The sequence below is a fragment of the Micromonospora chaiyaphumensis genome (assembly GCF_900091435.1).
Lineage (GTDB): Bacteria > Actinomycetota > Actinomycetes > Mycobacteriales > Micromonosporaceae > Micromonospora > Micromonospora chaiyaphumensis.
Window position 1 is genome coordinate 220,983 of record NZ_FMCS01000008.1, and the last position, 23,296, is coordinate 244,278.

Consider the following 23,296-nt stretch of genomic DNA (forward strand, 5'->3'; position numbering starts at 1 on the left):
ACCCGGTTGTCGAGGGCCGGACCGGCGGCGTGACAGATGTGACGGTGGTCACCCGGAGGCCGTGGGGATGGCGAGACCGTGAGCGACACCGACCTGTTGGTCCGCAGCTTCGAGGAGCAGCGCCCCCGCCTCCGGGCGGTGGCCGAACGGATGCTCGGGTCCGCCGCCGAGGCCGACGACGCCGTGCAGGACACCTGGCTCCGCCTGAGCCGCGCCGACGTCGGCGCCATCGACAACCTGCCCGGGTGGTTGACCACTACCGTCGGCCGGGTCTGCCTGGACCGGCTGCGGTCGGCCGGCGCCCGGCGCGAGGAGGCCACCGGCGAGGCGGGGGACGGGCCGGCGGGCGAGGCGGCCGGCGGCCGGGATCCGGAGCAGGAGGCCCTGCTCGCCGAGTCGGTCGGCCGGGCGCTGGAGGTGGTGTTGACCACCCTCGGCCCCACCGAGCGGCTGGTGTTCGTGCTGCACGACATGTTCGCCGTCTCCTTCGAGGAGATCGCGCCGGTGGTGGACCGCAGCACCCCGGCGGTGCGGCAGATCGCCAGCCGGGCCCGCCGCCGGGTGCAGGACCGGTCGGTCGACCCGGTCACGGACCCCGCCCGCCAGCGCCGCGTGGTCGAGGCGTTCCTCGCCGCGTCCCGGGAGGGTCGCTTCGACGACCTGGTCAGCCTCCTCGACCCGTACGTGGTGATGCGCGCCGACGCCGCCGCGGTGCGGATGGGTGGCACCCCGGAGGCGCGTGGCTCCTCCGCGGTGGCCGACTTCTTCAACGGCCGGGCGCAGGCCGCCGTCCCCGCGTTCGTGGACGGGCTGCCCGGTGCCGTGGTCGTCGTTGACGGCCGGATCCGCCTCGCGCTCAGCTTCACGGTCACCGACCGGATCATCGGTATCGAGACGGTGGCCGACCCCGAGCAGCTCCGCGCACTCGAGCTGGTGGTGGGGTGAGCCGGGCCGTCGAGGAGTCGAACCGGGCCATGCTGCGCGCCCGGGACGCCATGGACCGGGCGTACGCGGAGCCGCTCGACGTGCCGGCGCTGGCCGGCATCGCGCACGTCTCGGCGGCGCACTTCATCCGCACCTTCCGGGCCACCTTCGGCGAGACACCGCACCGCTACCTGCAGCGGCGGCGCGTCGAGCGGGCCATGTACCTGCTGGTGCAGACCGACCAGCCGGTCACCGAGATCTGCCATCTGGTCGGCTTCGGCAGCCTCGGCACGTTCAGCCGGACCTTCCGCGACATCGTCGGCGAGTCACCGTCGGCCTACCGGCGGCGCAAGGCGGTGGCGGTGGACGTGCCGAGTTGCTTCATCAAGGCCTGGACGCGGCCGAGCGCGACGGCGGAGGAACCTGTCACTTTTGGATAAGCACCAGGTCAGCGCCTTGCTCTAGCGTTCCAGGCATGACGATGACCTCGATTTCCCGCTCCCAGATCTACGTCCTCGACCAGGACGAGGCGCTCGACTTCTACGTCGGCAAGCTCGGCCTCGAGGTGAACACCGACCAGGACCTCGGCTTCATGCGGTGGCTCACGGTCAACGTGCCGGGCGACCCGGAGCACGAGATCCTGCTGGAGAAGCCCGGGCCCCCGGCCCTCGACCCGGCCACCGCCGAGCGGGTCCGTGAACTGCTGACCAAGGGCGCGATGAGCGGCTGGCTCTGCCTCACCACGGACGACGCGCGCAAGGCGTACGAGGACCTGGTGGCCAAGGGCGTGGACGTCACCGACGAGCCGACCGAGCGGCCGTACGGGATCGACTTCGGGATCCGCGACCCCTTCGGCAACCGGATCCGCATCGGCCAGATGAACCCCCGCGCCTGACGAGCGGGCCCCCGGGGTCGGGAACGGGCGACTAGTCTCGCCTTTCGTCCCGACCCCGGAGGTGCCCCGGATGCCCAGCCGCCTGCTCTACCTGGTCCGCCACGGCGAACAGGACCGGCCGGAGGAGGAGGCGGACACCGGCCTCTCGGCGCGTGGCCGCCGACAGGCGACGCTGCTGGGCGAGCGGCTGCGCGGCACCCACTTCGCGGCCGTTCACCACGGGCCGGCACGCCGCGCCGCGGAGACCGCCGCGCTGGTCGCCGCCGCACTGCCGGGCGTTCCCGTGTACTCCGACGACCGGGCCGGGGACCACATGCCGCACGACACCGACCCGGCCGGCCTGCCCGAGCGGTACGCGACCTTCCTCACCGGCTTCACCGAGCGCGAACGGCTCGACGGGCCGCGCGTGACCGCCGAGGCCGTGGCCCGTTTCGCGACACCGCCCGACGAGGGCGACGTACGTGAGCTGATCGTCACGCACAACTTCCTGGTCGGATGGCTGGTCCGCCACGCCCTGGAGGCCCCCGAACGGCGCTGGATCGGCCTGAACCACCAGAACGCCGGCCTGACCGTCATCCGCTACACCCCGGGCCTCCCGCCGGCGTTGATCGCCCACAACGACGTCGCCCACCTCCCCCCGGAACTCCGCGCCACCGGCCTCCCGGAGCACTACCTCATCTGACCCGGATCAGCCCGTCGCCTGCGTGAGCAGGTCGACCACGGCCGCGGTGGCGGGCGGCGGGGTGAGCTCCGGCGGGCAGTCCACGTAGCTCGTGGTGGTCGGGCCGACGGTGAGCCGGTAGCTGAACGCGTCCGCGCACATGGTCGCCGGGATGGTGGCGGTGGCCTCCGCGACCAGCCGCGAGTCGCTGGCGAGGCGCCGCAGCCGGTCGAGGTCGGTGTCGCTGAGCCGGCCGGTGCGGGAGGCGCCGGCCCGGTCGACCCGGGTCCACCGGCCGTCGGGCTCCACCGTGACGGTGTCCTCGAGCCCGACGATGCCGCCGGACTTCGTCAGCACCACCGGCACGGCGGGCGCGGTGGTGGCCGAAGCCGCGCTGTCGGGCGCGGGCCTGCCGCCGTTCTGGGCGCAGCCGCCGAGCGGGGCGAGGAGCGCGGCGAGGAGGGTCGCCGCGACAGGGGTGGCTCTCATGCCGATCGGACGCACGGCGAGGCCACCCGGTTCCGACACGCTCCGTCGCATCGTCCGAACGGACAGTGTCTCCGGCAGGAAAGCGCTCGCACCCTTTCACGTTCTTCGATGTATCGCTATATCTACATCAGTGACTACCCCCGTCACAACTTCCCCCCTTCAGGAGGGCCCGTGAAAAGATCCCTCGCCGCCGTCAGCGCAGCGCTGCTCACCAGCGGCGTGCTGGCCTGCGTCACCACCACGGCGCACGCGGCAACCCCGAGCGCCCCGTCCCCCGAGTCCGCCGCCGCAACCCGGGCGGAGAGCCTGCTCCGCGCCAACCCCGGTGCCGTCCAGGGCGCCGCCGGGGAGGCGTACCAGGCCGTGCGCACGAGGGTGGACGCCTCCGGGGCCACCCACACCCGCTACGCCCGGACCTACCACGGCCTGCGCGTCTACGGCGGTGACTTCGTCATCCACACCGCCCCGAACGGCACGCTGGCCGGCACCTCCGTCGGTCTGGCCGCACCGCTCACGCTGGCCACCACCGCCAAGGTGGGTGCGGCCGCGGCCAAGGCCAGCGCGCGCAAGGCGTTCTCCGGCTCGCTCACCTCGGTGGGCACGCCGGAGCTCTTCGTCGACGCCAGCTCCGGCCGGGGTCGGCTGGCCTGGGAGACCGTCGCCACGGGCTGGCAGGCGGACAGGCAGACGCCGTCGAAGTTGCACGTCGTCACGGACGCGACCACCGGCGCGGTGATCGGCTCCTACGACGAGATCGTGACGGTGGTCGGCAGCGGCCAGGGCATCTACACCGGCACGGTCAGCATCGACACGACGCTCTCCGGCAGCACCTACCAGATGGTGGACCCGTCCCACGGCAACGGCCGTACGTGCGACATGAACAACAGCACCGGCGGCACCTGCACGACCTTCACCGACCCCGACAACAACTGGGGCAACGGCACCAACTCGAACCGGCAGTCCGCCGGTGTCGACGCCCACTTCGGGGCCGCGAAGACGTTCGACTACTTCAAGAACGTGCACGGCCGCAACGGCATCTTCGGCAACGGCGCGGGCGTGCCGAGCCGGGTGCACTACGGCAGCAACTACGTCAACGCCTTCTGGGACGGCTCCCAGATGACCTACGGCGACGGCTCCGGCAACTCCCGCCCGCTGGTCTCGCTCGACGTCGCCGGCCACGAGATGAGCCACGGCGTCACCGAGGCGCTGTCCGGCCTCGTCTACTCCGGCGAGCCGGGCGGCCTCAACGAGGCCACCAGCGACATCTTCGGCAACATGGTGGAGTTCTACGCCGCCGCGCCGAGCGACCCGGGCGACTACCAGGTCGGTGAGAAGATCAACATCAACGGCAACGGTACGCCGCTGCGCTACATGTACAACCCGTCGCTGGACGGCTCGTCCGACTCCTGCTGGAGCACCAGCACGAAGAACAAGGACGTGCACTACTCCTCCGGCGTGGCCAACCACTTCTACTTCAACCTGGCCGAGGGCACCGGCTCCACCGCGTACGGCACGTCGCCGGTCTGCGGCTCGGCGCCGGCCGTGACCGGCATCGGTCGCGCCAAGGCGGAGAAGATCTGGTACCGGGCGCTCGACGTGTACTTCACCTCGAACACCTCGTACGTCAACACCACCACCCCGTCGAACACCGCCCGGGCCTACACCCTGAAGGCGGCGACCGACCTGTACGGCAACTGCTCCACCGAGTACAAGACCGTCCAGGCGGCGTGGACCGCGGTGAACGTGGCCGGCAACGACGCGCCCTGCGGCTCCACCGGCAACGACTTCTCCGTCGCGCTCTCCCCGACCTCCGGCTCGGTGACCGCGGGCGCTTCGGTCTCCACCACCGTCGCCACCGCCACCACCAGCGGGACCGCGCAGACCGTGACGTTCTCCGCCTCGGGCCTGCCGAGCGGCGCCACCGCGTCGTTCAGCCCGGCCTCGGTGACCTCGGGCGGCTCGTCCACGCTCACCATCGCCACCTCGGCGAGCACCCCGGCCGGCACCTACTCGGTGACCGTCACGGGCGCCGGCTCGGTGAGCCACTCGGCGACCTACACGCTGACCGTGAACGGCACCGGCGGCGGCTGCACGGGTGCGGGTCAGAAGCTCGGGAACCCGGGCTTCGAGTCGGGTAACACCGTGTGGTCGTCGACCTCGGGTGTGATCGGCCAGTACGGCTCCTCCGGCCAGCCGCCGCGTACCGGCACCTGGAACGCGTGGCTGGACGGCTACGGCAGCACCCACACCGACACCCTGTCCCAGTCGGTGAGCCTGCCGGCCGGCTGCACCAGCTACAACTTCACGTTCTGGCTGCACATCGACTCGGCGGAGACCACCAGCAGCGTCCAGTACGACAAGCTGACCGTGCAGGTGCTCAACTCCTCCGGCAGTGTGCTGGCGACCCTGGCGACCTACTCCAACCTGAACAAGGCCACCGGCTACAGCCAGAAGTCCTTCTCCCTGGCCGGCTACGCCGGCCAGAGCGTCACCCTGAAGTTCACCGGCACCGAGGACTCCTCGCTGCAGACCTCGTTCGTCATCGACGACACCGCGGTCAACGTCTCCTGACCTGACCGCCCGACCCCGGGGCCCGGCGGCCACCCCACGCGGGTGGTCACCGGGCCCCGCCCGTTACGGTCGGAGCCATGTCCGATGCGGAACTGACCGTCACGGTCGACGGCCCGGTGGCGACCGTGGCGATCCGGAACCCGGCCCGTCGCAACGCCATGACGCCGGCCATGTGGCGGCAACTCCCGGTGCTGCTCGACGGCCTGGAGGCCGACCCGGCGGTGCGCGTGCTGGTGCTCACCGGAGCGGGCGGCACCTTCTGTGCCGGCGCCGACCTGGGCGACCTGGACGAGCTGCTGGAGGCCGGGGACGGCAGCATCGCCGTGGCCGCCGAGGAGCGGCTCGCCGTGTTCGGCCGGCCCACCGTGGCCGCCGTCGAGGGCGCCTGTGTCGGTGGCGGCTGCCAGCTCGCCGTCGCCTGCGACCTGCGCCTCGCCGCGGCGGACGCCCGGTTCGGCGTACCCCCGGCGCGGCTGGGGCTGGTCTACCCGGCGCCGACCACCCGGCGGCTGGCCCGGCTGGTCGGGCCGTCCGCGGCCAAGCACCTGCTGTTCACCAGTGAGCTGGTCGACGCCGAGCGGGCGCTGCGCATCGGGCTGGTCGACGAGGTGCTGCCGGCCGACGGGCTCGCGGCCCGCGTGGCGGCGCTGACGGCCACGATCGCCGAGCGTTCCCGGCTCACCGTGGCGGCGGCCAAGGAGATCGTCGACGGGCGCGCCGACGCCGACCGGGTCGCCTGGTGGCACCGGCAGGTCCGGGAGAGCGGCGAGGCCCGCGAGGGGATCGCGGCGGTCACCGAGCGCCGGCCGCCGCGCTTCGGCTGGACCCCGCCCGCCGCCGGCTGATCCCGGGACCGGCGGGCGCCGCGCCGGAGGCGTGCCTCCGACGCGACCCCCTGTGCCCGCCGGCCGTCCGTCACCGCGCCAGCGCGGCCCAGCTCGGCGTCACCGGCTCCCGCCGCAGCGGCATGCCCGCCTCGGCCGGGGTCCGGTCGCCCTTGCGCTGGTTGCAGCCGTAGCAGGCGGCGGTGGTGTTCCCCCAGGTGTTCCGGCCGCCGCGCGAGCGGGGCAGGATGTGGTCGATCGTGCTGGCCGGGCCGTCGCAGTAGGCGCACCGCCGGCCGTCGCGGTGCAGCACCCCGCCCCGGGACCAGGCCGGGCCGGCGCTGAACCGCCAGCGGGTCACCACGTACCGGACGAGGCGGACCACCCGCGGCATCGGGAAGACCCCGATGACCTGGTCCGGCTCGGCCTCGTGGATCTCGGCGACCCGCCGGCAGAGCATCCGGATCGCGTGCTGGACGGTGACCCGGTGCAGCGGGCCGAGGTCGGCGTTGATGACGAGGACGGCGTCCACCGGGCTCTCCCTTCCCGATCGGTGGTTACGGCATCGGTGGTACGGCAGCAAAAAGCCGCCCGGTCCGGTGTGGACGGGCGGCGGCGACGTGGACGCGCAGGCGCGTTCAGTCGGGCCACCCGGCACGGGGAACTTCGGCTCGGCAACCGTCGCTGGGCAGCCACGACGGCATCGTGGTGGCGTGTCGCAGCGACATCGACGGCTCCCGGAGCGGTGGTTGACCTTGCGCGCTCACGGTAGATCCACGCCGGAAACGTGAGCAACGTATTTCGATCCGCCGTCGGACGGGGGCCGTGGCCGGGCGGTCCGCCCGGCCGCCCGTGCCGCACTGAGCGGCCGGCCGAGCCGGGCACCCATCTGCACCACCAGCTCGCTCTCGAGCAGCGGCCGGTTCACCTCGGCGGCAACCGACAGGGCGGGCGTGGACACCGAGCGCCAGATGGCGGTCAGTCCGGCGCCCAGGCCGATCAGGGCCACCGCCGCCCGGGTGGTGGGGGAACCGGCCGCCGCGGCGGCGCTCACCCCGACCACCGCCAGCAGCACCACCAGCAGGGGTACGAGCACCGGCCAGAAGATCCCCCGGGCCGCCTGCACCACCAGCTTCCGGTCCCTGATGATCACGTTCCGGGCCACCACCGCCCAGTTCTCCTCGTCCAACAGGTCGCGCGGGTGCAGGCCGCCGGTGAGCACGCCCCGCCACAGCTCGCCCTGGTTGGGCAGCTCGCGGGCCAGCTCCGCCAGCCCGGCCTCGCCCGGGTCGCCGACCGCGGCCCGGGTGGCCGCCGCCGCCCAGGCGGCCAGGGAGTGGCGCACCACCGCCGCCGAGTACGGGGGCAGCACGGTGGCCAGTTCGTCCAGCCACCGGCTGAGCTGAATCTGCCGCCCGCCGAACCGCCCGACCACCTGGTCGGCGTCGCCACGCCGGGCCGTGTCGGCGAGCGACCGGCCGAGCCGGTACGCCAGCCCCACCCGGTGGTTGGTGGCCATCGTCCAGCGCAGCACGTCCACATTCAGCTCGTCGAGGGCGAGCAGCAGCGGTTCGCGGTCCGCCCCGCCGGCGGCCCGGGCGGTGGCGGTGGACGGCAGCGGCCGGCCCGGCGCGGTGAGCGCGGCGATCTGGGCGAGCGCCACCTCCACCCCGTCGAGGTTCATCCGGAGCCGGAGCTGTCCCGGCATCTCGGTGACATTGGAGAGCTTCGGCGGGGCGGCCGTTGGCCGGTCCGCGCCGTCGGCCAGGTCGGCGGTCTGCGCGTGGTGGTAGGTGTCCGCCATCGACCAGCCCAGCCGCAGCGCGGTGACGACGCACGCCCGCTCGTCGCGGAGCAGCCCGTAGGCGTCGTCCCGCTCGTCGTCCACCCGCAGCGCCGTGCTCACCCTCCCGACCTCCCGTGCCGACGGAATCAGTCGAGCCTAGTGCAGCTTTTGCAGGCTTATGACCGGTTTCGGATCAGCGCCGTCCGGCCAGCAGCCCGCGCGGGCGGACCGAGTGGACCGGCTCGGCCGCCGCCCCCTCCGCCCGCAGGATGTGGTTGGCGGCCACGATGCCGGTCGCCGCCGACCGTTCCATGAGCGCGCTCGGGAACGCGGTGCGGATCCCGTCGCCGGCCAGGTAGAGGCCGGCCGCGTCGGTGCGTACCCCCGGCCGCCGCGCGTGGCTGCCCGGGGTGAACGCGGGGGCCTGCGCCTCGACCCGGGCGCGCAACGCGCGCACCCGCAGGCCGGCCGTCTCCGGCCACAACGCCGCCAGCTCCGCCCGCATCCGCTCGGCCAGCTCCTCGGCCGGCACGTGCGGCTCGCAGGCGTACGCGTGCAGCTCCACCACCGAGCCGCCGGTCCGCCGCGCCCAGCGCCGCGGCTCGTCCTCGAGCCGGTGGTAGAGGGTCACCGAGTCCAGCGTGGACTGCCGGGACACCCCGCTGAACGCCGCCCGGTCCGGCCGCACGTCGCCGTCCAGCCAGTAGCGCGCCACCGCGTACGGCGGGCCGGGCCGGCCGAACGCGGCCATCCGCGCCACCAGCCCCGGGGCCGCCGCGAGCAGGCCGGGAGAGGCAGCGACCAGTGCGGCGAGCGCGGGCGGGTCGACGGCGAGCACCACGTGCCCGGCCTCGTGGACGTCGCCGCCGGCCGTGGTCACCCGCCAGCCGCCGGGGGTCCGGTCCAGCCGGGTGGCGGGCGTGCCGGTGCGCACCCGGGCGCCGTGCCGCTCGACGTGCCGGGTGAGCGGCTCCCAGATCGCCGTGGCGTAGTCCCGGTCCGGGCAGTCGAAGGCCAGCCCCTCCGGGTTGCCGAGCAGGTAGAAGTGGAACTGGGCGATCATCTCGGCGGCCGACATCTCGGCCTCGTGGTTGAAGAACGAGTGCGAGAAGACCTCGAAGAGCATGGCCCGGGCCCGGTCGGGCAGCCGCAGCGAGGTGAGCAGCTCGTCGGCGGTCCGGGTGTCGAACTCCGCGTAGGTGCGCACCGGGTCGTAGGCCAGCAGCGGCAACGCCGCGTCCCGGTCCATGGCCCGCAGGTCGGCCAGCCGCAGGCTCGGGCTGCGCAGCAGCAGGGCCACCAGGTTGGCCGGCGGCGCGGGCGGCAGCCTCCCGAACTCCTCGGCCGGCCACTCGGCCGAGAGGATCGGGTAGCCGGGGACCGGCTTGAGGAAACCCAGGGCCGGGTCGGCCCGGCGCAGGATGTTCCGCCAGTTCCAGTACTGCCGGAAGAAGGCGTGGAAGCCGTGCTCGTTGCGCTGGACGCCGTGCGGCAGCTCCTCCGGCCAGGCGCCGAGCCGGCCGCCCAGGTGCGGCGCCGCCTCCAGCACGGTCACCTCGACACCGCGTTCGGCCAGCACCACCGCCGCCGACATGCCGGCGATGCCGCCGCCGACCACCACGGCCCGCACCGGTCGCGGCACGCGCGGGGCGCCACCGCCGCCGGGGTCCACCACGTGCCGGCGTACGCCGATGAGCCGGCCGACCACTCGCGACAGTGCCATGCGCACCTCCGCCCGACGGGGGCCTCCAGTCTGCCGGGTCACCCGGCGGGCGGCAGCAGACAGCGGCGCGGCCGGTCGGAGTCCGGCCAGACGTACTCCAGGTCGGGCGGGACGTCGCCGAACTGCGGGCCGTAGTGTGCCGGGTCCTTGCGCAGCAGCGACGACCGGTGGCTGCGGTGCAGGTCGTCCCGGCCCAGCCAGGGCGGCAGCTCGCCGGCCTCGGCCAGCTCCGGCTGGGTGCGGATGAGCGTGATGCCGCAGGCGGAGGCGAGGTCGGTGGCCATGGTGGCCGCGCAGGTGTCGGCCCGCCCCGGCTCGCACCAGACCGCGCACATGTCCAGGCCGTAGCGGGTCAGCGCCTCCTCGTACCCGGCCCACATCTTCACCGCGGGGTGGTTGCGCCAGCCGTAGTCCGGGCGGGTCAGCCCGCGCAGCACCTGGATGGTCTCCACCCGCTGCTTGCCCAGCCGCTTCTGGTCCAGCGTGCGGGCGCTGGCCAGGAAGTCCGGATACGGCAGGAACGTCTGCATGCCGGTGCTCTACCCGCGGTGGCCGGCACCATGCGTTGATGATCGAGGGGGCTGCGCGCACCGCGAGCGGCTGACTACGATCCGGGCATGGCCGAGCCCCTCCGCGACCGCGCGCGCCGGGCGACCGGATGGCGGCTCAAGATGAACGGCGACGTCCGTCCCCACTACGTGGTGTGCGGATCGGACCCGTTGGCCTACTGGGTGGTCCGGTCGCTGCTCGCCACCGACCCACCGGCGGGCCGGGTCCGGGTGACCCTGGTCGTGCCCGAGCGCCGCCGCTCCGAGGGGCCGGACGGGCGGGACCTCCCGGGTGTCCAGGTCGTCCGCGCGGACCGGCTCGACGAGGCCACCTTCCGCCGCGCCGGGCTGGCCGGGGCGGACGGGCTGGCCCTGCTGCACCAGGACGACGTGGGCAACATGCACGCGGCGCTCTGCGCCCAGGAGGTGGAGCCGCGGCTGCGCCTGGTGGTCCGGATGTTCAACACCAGCCTGGCCAACGGCCTGCGGCAGCTCTTTCCCGACTCGGCGGTGCTCTCCGACGCCTCGATCTCCGCCCCGGCCTTCGTGGCCGCCGCCCTCGGCGAGCTGGCCCCCACGCACTTCCGGCACGCCGGTCGCACCCTCTACGTGGCGCGCCGCGCCGACGTGCGCCCGCAGGACGTGGTCAGCGGGCTGGCCGTCACCACCGACCCGGAGCTGGTCCGGGTGCTGCCCGCCGACGAGGCCTCCGCCGACGTGGTGCTGGCCGAGGCGACCGGACGGCCACCCGGCACCGAGCTGGCCGCCCGCCGGCTGGTCCGGGCCCGCCGGCGCCGGCAGCCGGTCGCGGTGCTGCTCCGCGCGCTCCGCAGCTTCGCCACCCGCAAGATCGGCGTGGCCGTGCTGGTGCTGCTGGCGGTGATCGCCGTGCTCGGCTGGCTCAACGCCCGGGCCGCCCACGTCAACTGGTCCGACGCGCTCTACCTCACCCTGGTGACCACGCTGAGCGGGCAGGATCCCGACCTCGGCAAGCCCGTCGCCGCGCAGATCATGCAGGTGGTGCTCAACCTGGCCGGGTTGGCCCTGATCCCGCTCATCACGGCCGCCGTGGTCGACGGCATCGTGAACGCCCGCCTCGCCCTGCACGCCGGCCGGATCCAGCCCGACCGGTCCGGGCACGTGGTGGTGGTCGGGCTGGGCAACATCGGCACCCGGGTGATGGCGCAGCTGCACGACTTCGGGGTCGAGGTGGTGGCCATCGACAGGAACCCGGACGCGCGCGGTGCCCCGCTCGCCCACCGGCTCGGCGTGCCGCTCATCGTGGGGGACGCCGGCCAGGAGGAGACCCTGCGGGCCGCCTCCGTCGACACCAGCCAGGCGCTCGTGGTGGTCTCCACCGACGACGGGGTCAACCTCCGGGCGGCGCTCAACGCCCGCTCCCTCGACCCCGACCTGCGGGTGGTGCTGCGCCTCTTCGACGGCGACTTCGCCGAGCGGATCCAGCAGGCGTTCGGCATCGGCATCTCGCGCAGCGTGTCCTACCTGGCCGCCCCGGCGTTCGCAGCCGCCATGCTGGACCGCGCGGTGATCGCCACCATCCCGGTCGACCGGCACGCGCTGCTGGTCACCGAGGTGCCGGTGGTGGCCGGCTCCCCACTCGACGGCCGGCCGCTCGCCGCGGTGGCCCGCCCCGGCGAGGTGCGCCTCCTGGCACACACGAGAGCCGGGCAGAAGACGGAGTGGTCCACCGACCCTCGAATGGTGATCCACGCGGGGGACCGGTTGACCGTGGTGGCTAGGCGCGCCGGGCTCACCGCCCTGCTCCGGGAGACCACGCCGGTGCCACCGCCCGCACCCGCCGGCACACCGGCCCCTCGCCAACCGGACGAGTGACCCCGGATCAGGTCGCGCGGGTGGCGTGGCGGAGGGCGTACCAGAGTGCGCCGAGGGCAAGCACGCCGAAGCCGGCGAGGGTGCTGGCCGGCGGCAGGTTGACCGCGAGCAGCAGGCAGCCGACGAGGCCCAGCGCGGCGAGCAGCTGCACCGGGAGCTTCCGGGCCGGGTCCCGGCCCAGGGTGAGCGCCGAGGCGTTGGCGATCGCGTAGTAGACCAGCACCGTGCAGCTGGAGAAGCCGATGGCGCCCCGCACGTCGGCCAGGGACACCACGACGATCACCACGGCGGCCACCGCCAGCTCGGCGCGGTGCGGCACCCGGTACCGCGGGTGCACGGCGGCCAGCGCGGACGGCAGGTCCCGGCGGCGGGCCATCGCCAGCGTGGTCCGGCCGACCCCGGCCAGCAGGGAGAGCAGCACCCCGGTGACCGCCACGGTCGCCCCGGCCCGGACCAGCCAGGTCAGGCCGGGCAGCCCGGCGGCGCTCACCGCCTCGGCCAGCGGCGCGGTCGAGGCGGCCAGCCGCGGCTGGCCCAGCACCCCGAGCGCGACCACGGCGAGCAGCAGGTAGATCGCCAGCACCACGCCGAGCGCCAGCGGCACCGCCCGTGGGATCGTGCGGTCCGGCTCGCGTACCTCCTCGCCGAGGGTGGCGATCCGGGCGTACCCGGCGAAGGCGAAGAAGAGCAGGCCGGCTGCGGTGAGCACGCCCCGAACCCCGGTGTCGGCGAAGCCGGCCAGCCGGGCGGGCTCGACGTGCGGCGCGCCGGTCACCGCCACCACGGCGAGCACGGCGAGCACCAGGCCGACCAGCACCCGGGTGGCGGTGGCCGTCCTGCCCACCCCGCGCAGGTTCACGGCGGTCACGGCCACCACGGCGAGAACGGCGACGAGCCGCGCCCGCTCCGGCCACAGGTACGCCCCGATGGTCAGCGACATGGCCGCGCAGCTCGCCGTCTTGCCGATCACGAACCCCCAGCCGGCGAGGAACCCGGCGAAGGGGTGCAGTCGCTCCCGGCCGTAGACGTAGGTGCCGCCGGACTCCGGGTAGCGGGCCGCCAGCCGGGCCGAGCTGGTCGCGTTGCAGAAGGCGATGAACCCGGCCACGGCCAGCGCGACCAGCAGGCCGGCGCCGCCGGCCGCCGCCGCGGCGGGTGCGAAGACCACGAAGACGCCCGCGCCGAGCATCGACCCCAGCCCGATGACGACCGCGTCGGGTACGCCCAGCCGGCGCGCCAGTTCTGCCACGGACGCAGGCTAGGGGACGGAGGTGAACGGCCGGTCCCGGTTCCGCAGCGGGCCGGGCAACGGCAGGTCGTCCCAGGGCACCCGGCGCAGCAACCGGTCCAGCAGGAGGCCCAGCAGCAGCCCGGCGACCGAGTCGGTCAGCCAGTGCCAGCCCAGGTAGATGGTGGTGCAGAAGACGACCAGCGGCGGCACCACCCGGACCACGGTCACCAGCCGGGGCGGGACGGCCCGGCCGAAGGTGCGCAGCAGCGGGGCCAGCAGCAGGGCGAGCACGCCGTACCAGACGATGGCGTTGGCCACGTGCCCCGACGGGTACGACTGGGCGAAGCGCACCGGCAGGTCCTGCTGGAACAGCGGCAGGGTCTGCTCGGGCGCCAGGAACGGCTCCTTCACGCTGGCGCTCGGCGCGGGCCGCGCGGTCCACACCTTCAGCGGCCCGATGGTCAGGTAGGTGAGCACGAACGCGGTCACCGGCGGCAGCACCGGGCGGACCGAGCGGAGCCGGACCGCCAGCAGCACGCCCAGCCCGGCCGCGAGCAGGGTCAGCGGGGTGCCCTGGCCGAGCAGGTTGAGACCCATGGCGGCCCACCGGGCGGCGGTCGGCCGGTGCGCCTCGGACCAGTCGGCGACGGCCCGGTCGAGCCCGAAGAGGTGCCCCTGGGCCAGCGCCACGGTGAGCGCCACCAGGGCGGCGAGCAGCAGCCCGTCCCACCACCAGCCGGCCGGACGGACGGGCCGGAGCCGCGGCTGCCGGCGTACCCCGGTTGTCTCCCGCACGCGACCACGCTACCGGCCGCTCGCGGCGCCGGACCGGCACGGGCGTCGGCGGCTGTGTGCCGCCCCACGAAGGGAAGCGCTCCCCGGGGGTCAGCGGTCACACTTGTGGCCGTGCGGATCACCTCGGCCCTCGTCGACCCGGCGCTGCTCGACCTTCCCTGGTCGACCCCGCTGGAGGAGTGGCCTGCCGAACACCTGGTGGCGCTGCCGCAGGGCATCTCGCGGCACATCGTGCGGTTCGTCCGGCTCGGCGACTACGTCTACGCGGTCAAGGAGACCGGCGAGCGGGTCGCCGAACGGGAGTACGACCTGCTCCGGGCGCTGGAGCGGATCGACTTCCCGTCGGTCGAGGCGATCGCGATCGTGGCGGACCGGCAGACCGACGACGGCGAGCCGCTCGACCCGGTGCTGATCACCCGGCACCTCCAGTTCTCGCTGCCGTACCGGGCGCTGTTCTCCAACACGTTGCGCCCGGAGACGATGAACCGGCTGCTGGACGCGCTGGCCGCGCTGATTGTGCGGATGCACCTGACCGGTTTCTTCTGGGGCGACTGCTCGCTGTCCAACACGCTGTTCCGGCGGGACGCGGGCGCGTTCGCCGCGTACCTGGTCGACGCGGAGACCGGCGCGCTGCACCCGTCGCTCTCCAACGGCCAGCGCGGCGAGGACCTGGAGATCGCCCGGGTCAACATCTTCGGTGAGGCGCTCGACCTGCAGGCCGCTGGCCTGTTGCACGAGTCGATCGACCCCGAGGTGGTGTGCGAGGAGGTCGTGCGGCGCTACGAGCGGCTCTGGCACGAGATCACCTACGAGCAGCAGGTCGAGCGGGAGGCCCGGCACGACATCGAGGGCCGCATCCGCCGCCTCAACGAGCTGGGCTTCGACGTGGCCGAGGTGGCCATGTCGACCGCCGACAACGGGCGCTACCTGGTCCGGCCCAAGGTGGTCGACGCCGGCTACCACACCCGGCGCCTGCTCCGGCTGACCGGCCTGGACGCCGAGGAGAACCAGGCCCGCAAGCTCCTCAACGACCTGGACGCGTACCGGGTGGAGAGCGACCTGACCGACGAGCAGCAGGCCGCGCACCGCTGGCTCACCGAGGTGTTCGAGCCGGTGGTGCGGGCGGTGCCCGCGCACCTGCGCCGCAAGCTGGAGCCGCAGGAGCTGTTCGCCCAGATCAACGAGCACAAGTGGCTGCTCTCCGAGCGGGCCGGCCGGGACGTCGGGATGCGCCAGGCGGTGCAGTCCTACCTGACCGACGTGCTGGTGCACCGCCCGGACGAGCAGGCGGTGCTCGGCGTCGAGGTGCCCACCGCGGGCTGAAGTCGAGGTGCCCACCGCGGGCTGAACGGGGCCTGCGGGCGTCACTCCACCCAGGCGCCGGCGCGCATCACCCGGACCACGTTGAGATCGTCGTCGAGGACGACCAGGTCGGCGCGGAGGCCGGGCTGGAGCGCGCCCACCCGGTCACCCAGGCCGATGGCCCGGGCCGGGGTGGTGGCGACCATCCGGCAGGCGTCTGGCAGGGCGACCCCCGCGCCGACGGCGTGCCGCAGCGCGGCGTCCATGGTCAGCGTGCTGCCGGCGATCGCGCCGTCCCGGCTGAGCCGGGCCACCCCGTTGGCCACCGTGACGGCCTGGCCACCCAGCTCGTACTCGCCGTCGGGCATGCCGGCGGCGGCCATCGCGTCGGTGATGAGGGCGGCCCGCTCCGGGCCGGCCACCGAGGTGGCGAAGCCGAGCATGCCGTCGTGCAGGTGCACCCCGTCGGCGACCAGTTCGCAGACCACGTTCGGGGATTCCAGGAGGGCCACCACCGGCCCCGGCTCGCGGTGGTGCACCGGGCGCATCCCGTTGAACAGGTGGGTGCCGACGCTCGCGCCGGCCGCCACGGCCGCGCGCGTCTGGTCCCAGGTGGCATCGGTGTGCCCGACCGCCGCCACCACGCCCTGCCCGACCAGCAGCTTGATCGCCTCCAGGGCGCCGTCCCGCTCCGGGGCCAGGGTGACCATCCGGACGGCGCCGCCGCCCAGCTCGATCAGCTCGGCCAGCTCCTCGGTGGACGGGTCGCGCAGGAACTCCGGGTTCTGCGCCCCGCACCGGGCCGCCGACAGGTAGGGCCCCTCGAAGTGCACGCCGGCCAGCACCCCGGACTCGACCAGCGGCCGGTACGCGGCGGTGGCCTCGCGCATCAGCGGGAACGGGGAGCTGACCAGGCTGGCCAGCAGCGTGGTGGTGCCGTGCCCGAGGTGGAACTCGGCGGCCTGCCGGGCCGACTCCGCGTCGCCGGTGGTGAAGGTGTGCCCGCCGCCGCCGTGGGTGTGCATGTCCACGAAGCCCGGCACGATCCAGTGCCCGTCGCGCACCGTCGGGTACTCGGCGACGGCCCGGATCCGGTCGCCGACGATCTCGACGCACCCCTGCCGGAACACGCCGGTCGGGGTCACCACCTTGCCGGTCACGCGCAGGGTCATCGGCTCTCCTTCGCCAGGGTGTCCAGGGCCAGCAGGGCGGCGCCGAGGCAGCCGGCCTCGTCGCCGAGGGCCGCCGCGACCAGCTGCGGTTCGCGGTGGAAGGTCAGGCGCTCGCGCAGCGCCGTGCGTAGCGGGTCGAACAGCCGGGGACCGGCCTGGGCCAGCCCGCCGCCGATCACGATCGTCGCCACGTCGAAGAGCGCCTGACCGGTGGCCAGGCCGTCGGCGAGCGCCTCGACCGCCTCCGCCCAGACCCGGCCGGCCAGCGGTTCACCGGCCGCCGCCCGGTCGGCCACCTCGGCGGCGGTGGCGGGAGCGCCGGACAGCTCGGCGTACCGGCGGCCGATCGCCGAGGCGGACGCCATCGCCTCCAGGCAGCCGGGGCGGCCGCAGCCGCAGCGTGGGCCGTCGGGGCGTACCAGGATGTGGCCGATCTCCCCGGCGGCGCCGTGCGCGCCGACGGCGGCCGACCCGTCGACCACGTGGGCGGCGGCGATGCCGGTGCCGATCGCGACGAAGAGCACGTGGCCGGCGTCCCGCCCGGCGCCGAGCCGGGCCTCGGCCAGGCCGCCCACCCGCACGTCGTGGCCGAGCGCCGTGGGCAGGCCGAGCCGCGTCTGCGCCAGCTCCCGCAGGGGTACGTCCCGGAAGCCGATGTTCGCCGACCAGACCGCCACCCCGCGGGCCTCGTCGACCACTCCGGGCACGGCGATGCCGCAGGCCACCGGGGTGAGGCCGTCGGCGCGGGCCTTGCCGGCCAGCCCCTCGGCCACGTCGAGGATCGTGCCGACCACCGCCTCCGGGCCACGCGCCGCGCCGGTGGCGTGCCGCTCGGCGTGCACGGTGGCGCCGTCCGGGCGGACCAGGGCGCACTTCATCCCGGTGCCGCCCACGTCCAGTGCGACGACGACCTCGCCGCCTGGGGTCATGCGAGCACCACGGAGCGGGTCAGGTGCCGGGGCGCGTCGGGGTCGAGGCCGCGGCTGGTGGCCAGCGCGACGGCGAAGCGCTGGGCGAGGATGAGGTCGGCCATCGGGTCGACCGGGTTGCGCCCGGCCGCCCAGCTCGTGAGCACCGTGTGGCAGCCGTGCGTGCGGCTGTGCACGAAGGCGGCCCCGGTCGCGGCCACGTCCTCCGGCAGCCCCTCCGGGATCCCGCCGAACGCCCAGACCAGCCGCCCGGGGGCGGCGATCGAGATCGGGCCGTGCCGGTAGTCCATGGCCGGGTACGCCTCGGCCCAGAAGGTGGCCGCCTCGCGGCACTTCAGCGCGGCCTCCTGGGCCAGCCCGACCGTCCAGCCGCGGCCGAGGAACGTCACCTGCTCGATGGCGGCCGGGTCGATGGGCAGCGGGGCCCGGACCGCCACCTCGGCGTCGGCGGCGAGCCGGCCCAGGTCCTCGCCGAGGTGGGCGCGGAGCAGCGCCAGCGCGGTGGTGGCGAAACGGGTCTGCACCACGGAACGCTCGTCGGCGAAGGGCAGCGGCACCGCCGCGTCGGCCAGCTCGACGGCCGGCGAGGCCGGGTCGCCGACGAGCACCGTGGTGGGCAGCTGCCCGCGCAGCGCGACGAGCAGGTCGAGCACCTCGGTGGTGGTGCCGGAGCGGGTGATCGCGATGACCCGGTCGTAGCGGCGGCCGGTGGGGAACTCGCTGGCCTGGAAGGCGTCGGTCTCGCCGTGGCCGGCGTGCTCGCGCAGCCCGGCGTACGCCGCCGCCATGAACCACGACGTGCCGCATCCGACGACGGCGACCCGCTCGCCGGGGCGCGGCAGGCGGTCGGTGACGGTCGGGGCGAGCCGCGCCGCCTCCCGCCAGCAGTCGGGCTGGCTCGCGATCTCCGCGTGCACGTACGCCATGACAACTCCTCGCCCGGGGGAGACCTTGCGCAATACGGCGCGATACGGCCGCCTTTCGCGCGTCATTCTGCGCGATTCGGGGCGGCCGTGGCAACCGGCTCCCACATCGCGCAGGACAGGGTTTTGCGCCTGGCCAGTTTCGCGCACTACTGTGCACGCAATCAATCACCGTTCGTGCAGAGTCAGTGGAGGCCCCCCGTGGACCGCTACGCCCGATGGAACGCGCTGCTCGAGATGCTGACCGACAGCGGCCGGGTCAGCGTCGAGGAGGCGGCCGAGCGCCTGGACGTCTCCCAGGCCACCATCCGGCGTGACTTCGACCAGCTCGCCCAGCAGCAGATGATCACACGGACCCGGGGTGGCGCGGTCGCCAACGGCGTCTCCTACGACCTGCCGCTGCGCTACAAGACGGCCAAGCACTCGGCGGAGAAGCAGCGGATCGGCGCGGCCGCCGCCGCGCTCGTCTCCCCGGGCACCGTGGTCGGGCTGAACGGCGGCACCACGAGCACCGAGGTGGCCCGGGCGCTGGCCGTGCGCCCCGACCTGAACACCAGCGCCGAGGGTGCCCAGCTCACCGTGGTCACCAACGCCTTGAACATCGCCAACGAGCTGCTGGTCCGCTCGCGGATGAAGGTGGTGGTGGCCGGCGGCGTGGTCCGGCCGAAGTCGTTCGAACTGGTCGGCCCGCTGGGCGGGGCCCTGCTGCGCGAGGTGACCCTGGACGTGGCGCTGCTCGGCGTGGACGCCATCGACCCGCAGCTCGGCGCCGCCGCCCATCACGAGGGCGAGGCGGCCATGAACAGCCTCATGGTGGCCCGGGCCAAGCGGGTCGTGGTCATCGCCGACTCGTCCAAGCTGGGCGGACACGCGTTCGCCCGGATCTGCCCGGTGGACCGGGTGGAGACGCTGGTGACCGACTCCGGCGCGTCGCCCGCCGTGGTGCAGGCGTTCCGCGACGCCGGCGTGCACGTCGTCTGCGCCTGACGCCTCCTCTCCTCCGCCGGCGCCACGTCCCGGCGCGCCTGATCCCGAATCCGGGAAAACCCCGATGCATACCGGGTATTGTCTCCGCCTGCATACCGCGTATGGTGTCGAGCTGACACCTACTCATCGGGGGAGGTCAGCTTGTCGGCTGTCCTGGAGATCGAAGGTCTCCGCAAGACGTACCGGAGCCGGAAACGCGGGGTCCGCCACGCGCTCGACGGCTTCGACATGCGGGTCGAGGCCGGCCAGGTGCACGGCTTCCTCGGCCCCAACGGCTCGGGCAAGACCACCACGCTGCGGACGCTGCTCGGCCTGATCCGGCCCAACGGCGGCCGGATGGCCATCCTCGGCCAGGAGCTGCCGCAGGCGCTGCCCGCGGTCGCCGGCCAGGTCGGGGCCATCGTGGAGAGCCCGCAGTTCTTCCCGCACTTCTCCGCCCGGGACACCCTCGGCCTGCTCGCGCAGGCCGGTGAGCTGCCCAGGCAGCGGGTCGACGAGGTGCTGGAGCTGGTCGGCCTGCGCGACCGGGCCGGGGAGCGGGTGAAGACCTACTCGCTCGGCATGAAGCAGCGGCTCGCCGTCGCGTCCGCGCTGCTGAAGAACCCGAAGCTGCTGATCCTCGACGAGCCGGCCAACGGCCTCGACCCGGGCGGCATCCGGGAGATGCGCACCCTGATGCGCGACCTCGCCGCCGCCGGGATGACCGTCGTGCTCTCCAGCCACATCCTCGGCGAGATCCAGCTCATCTGCGACTCGGTCACCATCATCTCGCTGGGCCGGCGGGTCGCGTTCGGGCCGGTCGACGAGGTGCTGGCCGCGCACTCGCAGGGCGCCGTGCGGGTCCGCCTGGAGGCGGTCACCGACCTGCCGCAGGCCGCCGAGACGCTGACCCGGGCCGGGATCCGGGTCGCCGCCGAGCCCGACCATCTGATGCTCGCCGGCGTCGACAAGCCGGCCACGGTGAGTCGCGTCCTCGCCGAGCAGGGCCTCTACGTCAGCGAGCTGACCCCGGTCGCCGTCGACCTGGAGAGCGTCTTCCTCGAACTGACCGCCACCGCGCCGGTTCCCGGCCAGCACCGGCAGGTCGACCAGTCCACGAAGGTCGGTGAGCCGGGCAGCGGCGCCACCACGGGAGGTTGGGGCGCATGAGCCTGTACGTCACCGAACTGCGCCGGCTCAGCAAGCGCCGGGTCACCCGGCTGCTGCTGGTCCTGCTCCTGCTCGGCCTGGCCACGGTGGCCACCGCGTTCAGCTTCTCCAGCCACCAGCTCTCCAAGGAGACGGTCGCGGCCGCCCAGGTCGAGTCCGAGGCCCAGTACCAGCGGGCCCTGGAGGACTGGAAGAAGACGGTCGCCGACTGCGACGCCGCCAAGGCCCGGGGCGACCAGGACACCGAGGAACGGTACGGCCCGAACTGCGGCCGGGACTGGCAGCCGCAGCGCGAGATGTTCGACCCGAAGTGGAACCTGCCCTACCAGTTCGACTTCCGGGCCGAGTTCCCCATGTTCATCGCGGTCTTCGCCGGGGCGGTGGCGCTCTTCGCGTTCATCGTCGGCGCCTCCTACGTGGGCGCCGAGTGGAGCACCGGCGGGATGATGAACCTGCTGCTCTGGCGACCGAAACGGCTCGCCGTGCTGGGCACCAAGCTGGCCGCGCTGCTCACCACGGTGCTCGGGGTGAGCGTGGTGCTCGGCGCCTTCTGGACGCTCGCCTTCTGGCTCATCGGCCGCTACCGGGGGACCACCGCCAAGGTGACCGCCGGGGTGTGGCAGTCCATCGGCCTCGACGGCCTGCGGGCGGTCGGGCTGGTCCTGGCCGTCGGCGCGGTCGCCTTCGCGCTCGCCTCGCTGGGGCGGCACACCGCGATGGCGCTCGGCGCGGCCGTGGCGCTCTTCGCGATCAGCGAGATCGGCATCCGGATCGCGGTCGCCGTGCTCTCCGTGCCGTTCGGTGAGCGCTACGTCCTGTCCACGTACGCCCAGTCGTGGTTCATGAAGCAGGTGGAACTGTTCGACTACGACACCTGCCAGTTCGCCAAGGGCGCGTGCGAACCGGCCAAGCTCGTGGTCACCTGGCAGCAGTCGGCCCTGGTGTTCGGGGTGGGCGCCGCCGCGGTGCTGATCGGCGCGTTCTGGTCGATGCGCCGGCGGGACATCGCCTGACCGGCGCGCACCCCGCGTCCGATGCGGGCCGGGCGGACCCTGGTTAGGCTGGGGTCCCCCGGCCGGCGTCGTCGCGCCGGTCGCCCCGTCCCGCTGAGGAGCGCCATTGCCCGCCGACGCCACGGAGCGGGCCGCCACCGACCGGCCCGAGCCGTCCGGGACCACCGACGTCGCGCGCCGGGAGGCCGGCGTGACCGTCCCGCCGCCCCGCTCCGCCCCCGCCGTCGAGGCCGCGCCGCCCGACGACGGGCCGGCGGAGTCCGCTCCGGCCGCGGAGCCGGAGGAGGCCGACGGGCTGACCGAGCGGGAGCGGCGCATCCTCGCCTTCGAGCAGCAGTGGTGGAAGCACGCGGGCGCCAAGGAACAGGCCATCCGGGACACCTTCGGGCTCTCCGCGACCCGCTACTACCAGCTGCTCAATGCCCTGCTCGACCAGCCGGCCGCGCTCGCCGCCGAGCCGGTGCTGGTCGGCCGGCTGCGCCGCCTGCGCTCGTCCCGGGCCCGGAACCGGCGGCGCTGAGCGGTTGGACCGCCCTCGGGTCCGCCCGCCCCGGCATGGGCTCCGGCGCTCCGGGTAGGCGGCGGGCGGCGACGGAGGGAGCAGACGGATGGGGGCACCAGACCGCCGGTACCCGATCGGCAGCCGGCCGGCCCGGCCGGTCGGGACGGCGCCGATGATGCGGGTACGCTCCGCCTCCGATCCGGCCCCCGGCCGGCTGGAGAACGAGGACGTGGTCTTCCGGTTCGGCCCGCTGGTCGGTGTCCTCGACGGGGCCACCGTGCCCGAGGGCTTCGACACCGGCTGCGTGCACGGCCCGGCGTGGTACGTGCGGCACCTGGCCGCCCGGATCGGCCTGGCCGTCGCGGCCCGCCCGGCGGCCACGCTCATGAGCAGCCTGGCGGCGGCCATCCTGGCGGTGCGGGCGGACCACGGCGGCGAGTGCGACCTGGACCATCCGGGCACCCCGTCCTCCACGGTCTGTCTCCTCCGGGAGGGTGGCGACCAGGTGGACTACCTGGTGCTCTGCGACAGCCCGCTGGTGCTCGACACCGGCGACGGGATCGCCGTGGTCTCCGACGACCGGCTGGACGCGGCGCTGGTGGACCTGCGCCGGACCGCCGCCGCGCTGCCGGACGGGGACGTCGACGCGGCGACCCGGTTCCGCCGGGCGGTGACCCTGCAGCGGACCCGGATGAACCGGACCCACGGCTACTGGGCGGCCGCGACCGACCCGGACGCCGCGTACCACGCGGTGACCGGGACGTTGCCGCTGCGCGGGCCGGGGGCGTTGCGACGGGCCGCCCTGCTCAGCGACGGCGCCTCCTGCGCGGTCGACCAGTTCGGCCTCTTCGACTGGGCCGGCCTGCTCGACGTGACGGCGACCGAGGGCCCGGAAGGGCTGATCGACCGGGTCCGGGCGGCCGAGCGGGACCACCCCGACCGGTTGCGCCGGCGCAAGCGGAGCGACGACGCCTCGGTGGCGCTCTGCGAGTTCGCCCCGGCCGAGTGAGCACCCTCA

General features: G+C 74.3%; 23 protein-coding genes. 13 read left to right on the plus strand and 10 right to left on the minus strand.

Features of this window, described 5'->3' with window-relative positions; all coding sequences use genetic code 11:
• Positions 1-78: 78 nt before the first annotated feature.
• The 4 genes from GA0070214_RS22080 to GA0070214_RS22095 all read left to right on the plus strand — a co-directional run bounded on the left by GA0070214_RS22080 (position 79) and on the right by GA0070214_RS22095 (position 2,501).
• On the plus strand, positions 79-945 hold the full coding sequence (locus GA0070214_RS22080; RefSeq protein ID WP_208602859.1) for a sigma-70 family RNA polymerase sigma factor: 867 nt from the start codon (positions 79-81) through the stop codon (positions 943-945).
• Positions 942-1,364: a helix-turn-helix domain-containing protein gene (locus tag GA0070214_RS22085; protein WP_208602860.1), complete on the plus strand. Its 423-nt coding sequence runs from the start codon at positions 942-944 to the stop codon at positions 1,362-1,364. The genes GA0070214_RS22080 and GA0070214_RS22085 overlap by 4 nt, the downstream gene beginning before the upstream one ends.
• Before the next feature lie 35 nt (positions 1,365-1,399).
• Positions 1,400-1,819, plus strand: a complete 420-nt coding sequence (locus tag GA0070214_RS22090; RefSeq protein ID WP_091267252.1) for a VOC family protein — start codon at positions 1,400-1,402, stop codon at positions 1,817-1,819.
• 70 nt (positions 1,820-1,889) lie between these two features.
• Positions 1,890-2,501 (plus strand): histidine phosphatase family protein, encoded by a 612-nt coding sequence (locus tag GA0070214_RS22095; RefSeq protein WP_091267255.1) that lies wholly within the window; start codon positions 1,890-1,892, stop codon positions 2,499-2,501.
• 6 nt (positions 2,502-2,507) lie between these two features.
• On the opposite strand, the gene GA0070214_RS22100 is transcribed toward GA0070214_RS22095, so the two are convergent.
• Positions 2,508-2,969, minus strand: a complete 462-nt coding sequence (locus GA0070214_RS22100; RefSeq protein ID WP_139141890.1) for a hypothetical protein — start codon at positions 2,967-2,969, stop codon at positions 2,508-2,510.
• Between the two features lie 171 nt (positions 2,970-3,140).
• Here GA0070214_RS22100 and GA0070214_RS22105 point away from each other — a divergent pair, with 171 nt between their 5' ends.
• Both GA0070214_RS22105 and GA0070214_RS22110 read left to right on the plus strand, forming a co-directional pair.
• Positions 3,141-5,540 (plus strand): M4 family metallopeptidase, encoded by a 2,400-nt coding sequence (locus tag GA0070214_RS22105; protein WP_091267261.1) that lies wholly within the window; start codon positions 3,141-3,143, stop codon positions 5,538-5,540.
• Between the two features lie 77 nt (positions 5,541-5,617).
• Positions 5,618-6,385, plus strand: a complete 768-nt coding sequence (locus GA0070214_RS22110) for an enoyl-CoA hydratase/isomerase family protein (RefSeq protein WP_091267264.1) — start codon at positions 5,618-5,620, stop codon at positions 6,383-6,385.
• Between the two features lie 70 nt (positions 6,386-6,455).
• Here GA0070214_RS22110 and GA0070214_RS22115 read toward each other — a convergent pair whose 3' ends face one another.
• The 4 genes from GA0070214_RS22115 to GA0070214_RS22130 all read right to left on the minus strand — a co-directional run bounded on the left by GA0070214_RS22115 (position 6,456) and on the right by GA0070214_RS22130 (position 10,403).
• Complete coding sequence (locus tag GA0070214_RS22115; protein ID WP_091267267.1) at positions 6,456-6,896, minus strand: HNH endonuclease; 441 nt, start codon at positions 6,894-6,896, stop codon at positions 6,456-6,458.
• A gap of 231 nt (positions 6,897-7,127) precedes the next feature.
• Positions 7,128-8,270, minus strand: a complete 1,143-nt coding sequence (locus GA0070214_RS22120) for a hypothetical protein (protein ID WP_091267269.1) — start codon at positions 8,268-8,270, stop codon at positions 7,128-7,130.
• A 73-nt stretch (positions 8,271-8,343) separates the two neighbouring features.
• The gene (locus GA0070214_RS22125) at positions 8,344-9,873 is read right to left on the minus strand and encodes an FAD-dependent oxidoreductase (RefSeq protein WP_091267272.1); all 1,530 of its coding nucleotides are present in this window, start codon (positions 9,871-9,873) and stop codon (positions 8,344-8,346) included.
• A gap of 38 nt (positions 9,874-9,911) precedes the next feature.
• The gene (locus GA0070214_RS22130) at positions 9,912-10,403 is read right to left on the minus strand and encodes an MSMEG_6728 family protein (RefSeq protein WP_091267275.1); all 492 of its coding nucleotides are present in this window, start codon (positions 10,401-10,403) and stop codon (positions 9,912-9,914) included.
• Between the two features lie 87 nt (positions 10,404-10,490).
• Between GA0070214_RS22130 and GA0070214_RS22135 the strand changes: the two genes are divergently transcribed.
• Positions 10,491-12,275: a potassium channel protein gene (locus tag GA0070214_RS22135; protein WP_244167803.1), complete on the plus strand. Its 1,785-nt coding sequence runs from the start codon at positions 10,491-10,493 to the stop codon at positions 12,273-12,275.
• A gap of 7 nt (positions 12,276-12,282) precedes the next feature.
• Here the strand turns inward: GA0070214_RS22135 and GA0070214_RS22140 are convergent, their stop codons facing one another.
• Both GA0070214_RS22140 and GA0070214_RS22145 read right to left on the minus strand, forming a co-directional pair.
• A complete protein-coding gene (locus GA0070214_RS22140) occupies positions 12,283-13,524 on the minus strand; it encodes an APC family permease (RefSeq protein WP_091267278.1) in 1,242 nt (413 codons plus the stop codon).
• A 9-nt stretch (positions 13,525-13,533) separates the two neighbouring features.
• The gene (locus GA0070214_RS22145; RefSeq protein WP_091267281.1) at positions 13,534-14,301 is read right to left on the minus strand and encodes a phosphatase PAP2 family protein; all 768 of its coding nucleotides are present in this window, start codon (positions 14,299-14,301) and stop codon (positions 13,534-13,536) included.
• A 111-nt stretch (positions 14,302-14,412) separates the two neighbouring features.
• On the opposite strand from GA0070214_RS22145, the gene GA0070214_RS22150 reads away from it, so the two are divergent.
• Positions 14,413-15,624, plus strand: coding sequence for a DUF4032 domain-containing protein (locus GA0070214_RS22150; protein ID WP_091267656.1), 1,212 nt, complete (start codon positions 14,413-14,415; stop codon positions 15,622-15,624).
• A 41-nt stretch (positions 15,625-15,665) separates the two neighbouring features.
• On the opposite strand, the gene nagA is transcribed toward GA0070214_RS22150, so the two are convergent.
• Genes nagA through GA0070214_RS22165 form a run of 3 tightly spaced genes read right to left on the minus strand, consistent with a single transcriptional unit; the run spans position 15,666 to position 18,630 of the window.
• Positions 15,666-16,775 carry an N-acetylglucosamine-6-phosphate deacetylase gene (gene nagA, locus GA0070214_RS22155; protein ID WP_091267284.1) on the minus strand — a complete coding sequence of 370 codons (1,110 nt, stop codon included), beginning with the start codon at positions 16,773-16,775 and terminating at the stop codon, positions 15,666-15,668.
• On the minus strand, positions 16,772-17,704 hold the full coding sequence (locus GA0070214_RS22160) for an ROK family protein (RefSeq protein ID WP_091267285.1): 933 nt from the start codon (positions 17,702-17,704) through the stop codon (positions 16,772-16,774). Before GA0070214_RS22160 ends, nagA begins: the two co-directional genes overlap by 4 nt.
• The gene (locus GA0070214_RS22165; protein WP_091267288.1) at positions 17,701-18,630 is read right to left on the minus strand and encodes an SIS domain-containing protein; all 930 of its coding nucleotides are present in this window, start codon (positions 18,628-18,630) and stop codon (positions 17,701-17,703) included. Before GA0070214_RS22165 ends, GA0070214_RS22160 begins: the two co-directional genes overlap by 4 nt.
• Positions 18,631-18,828: 198 nt before the next feature.
• Here GA0070214_RS22165 and GA0070214_RS22170 point away from each other — a divergent pair, with 198 nt between their 5' ends.
• From GA0070214_RS22170 to GA0070214_RS22190, 5 genes are all read left to right on the plus strand, one after another.
• Complete coding sequence (locus tag GA0070214_RS22170; RefSeq protein WP_091267291.1) at positions 18,829-19,614, plus strand: DeoR/GlpR family DNA-binding transcription regulator; 786 nt, start codon at positions 18,829-18,831, stop codon at positions 19,612-19,614.
• A 228-nt stretch (positions 19,615-19,842) separates the two neighbouring features.
• A complete protein-coding gene (locus GA0070214_RS22175) occupies positions 19,843-20,763 on the plus strand; it encodes an ATP-binding cassette domain-containing protein (protein ID WP_208602870.1) in 921 nt (306 codons plus the stop codon).
• Entirely contained in the window at positions 20,760-21,776 is a 1,017-nt protein-coding gene (locus tag GA0070214_RS22180; RefSeq protein ID WP_091267295.1) for an ABC transporter permease subunit, read from the plus strand. The genes GA0070214_RS22175 and GA0070214_RS22180 overlap by 4 nt, the downstream gene beginning before the upstream one ends.
• Positions 21,777-21,882: 106 nt before the next feature.
• Positions 21,883-22,296 carry a DUF3263 domain-containing protein gene (locus tag GA0070214_RS22185; protein ID WP_091267298.1) on the plus strand — a complete coding sequence of 138 codons (414 nt, stop codon included), beginning with the start codon at positions 21,883-21,885 and terminating at the stop codon, positions 22,294-22,296.
• An 88-nt stretch (positions 22,297-22,384) separates the two neighbouring features.
• The gene (locus GA0070214_RS22190) at positions 22,385-23,287 is read left to right on the plus strand and encodes a hypothetical protein (protein ID WP_091267301.1); all 903 of its coding nucleotides are present in this window, start codon (positions 22,385-22,387) and stop codon (positions 23,285-23,287) included.
• The last annotated feature ends 9 nt before the right edge of the window (positions 23,288-23,296 follow it).

Coding starts and splice junctions, on each gene's coding strand:
- GA0070214_RS22090 (WP_091267252.1), top strand. CDS start 1,400: ATGACGATGACCTCGATTTCCCGCTCCCAGATCTACGTCCTCGACCAG.
- GA0070214_RS22095 (WP_091267255.1), top strand. CDS start 1,890: ATGCCCAGCCGCCTGCTCTACCTGGTCCGCCACGGCGAACAGGACCGG.
- GA0070214_RS22100 (WP_139141890.1), bottom strand. CDS start 2,969: ATGAGAGCCACCCCTGTCGCGGCGACCCTCCTCGCCGCGCTCCTCGCC.
- GA0070214_RS22110 (WP_091267264.1), top strand. CDS start 5,618: ATGTCCGATGCGGAACTGACCGTCACGGTCGACGGCCCGGTGGCGACC.
- GA0070214_RS22125 (WP_091267272.1), bottom strand. CDS start 9,873: ATGGCACTGTCGCGAGTGGTCGGCCGGCTCATCGGCGTACGCCGGCAC.
- GA0070214_RS22130 (WP_091267275.1), bottom strand. CDS start 10,403: ATGCAGACGTTCCTGCCGTATCCGGACTTCCTGGCCAGCGCCCGCACG.
- GA0070214_RS22135 (WP_244167803.1), top strand. CDS start 10,491: ATGGCCGAGCCCCTCCGCGACCGCGCGCGCCGGGCGACCGGATGGCGG.
- nagA (WP_091267284.1), bottom strand. CDS start 16,775: ATGACCCTGCGCGTGACCGGCAAGGTGGTGACCCCGACCGGCGTGTTC.
- GA0070214_RS22160 (WP_091267285.1), bottom strand. CDS start 17,704: ATGACCCCAGGCGGCGAGGTCGTCGTCGCACTGGACGTGGGCGGCACC.
- GA0070214_RS22165 (WP_091267288.1), bottom strand. CDS start 18,630: ATGGCGTACGTGCACGCGGAGATCGCGAGCCAGCCCGACTGCTGGCGG.
- GA0070214_RS22175 (WP_208602870.1), top strand. CDS start 19,843: ATGCGGGTCGAGGCCGGCCAGGTGCACGGCTTCCTCGGCCCCAACGGC.
- GA0070214_RS22180 (WP_091267295.1), top strand. CDS start 20,760: ATGAGCCTGTACGTCACCGAACTGCGCCGGCTCAGCAAGCGCCGGGTC.
- GA0070214_RS22190 (WP_091267301.1), top strand. CDS start 22,385: ATGGGGGCACCAGACCGCCGGTACCCGATCGGCAGCCGGCCGGCCCGG.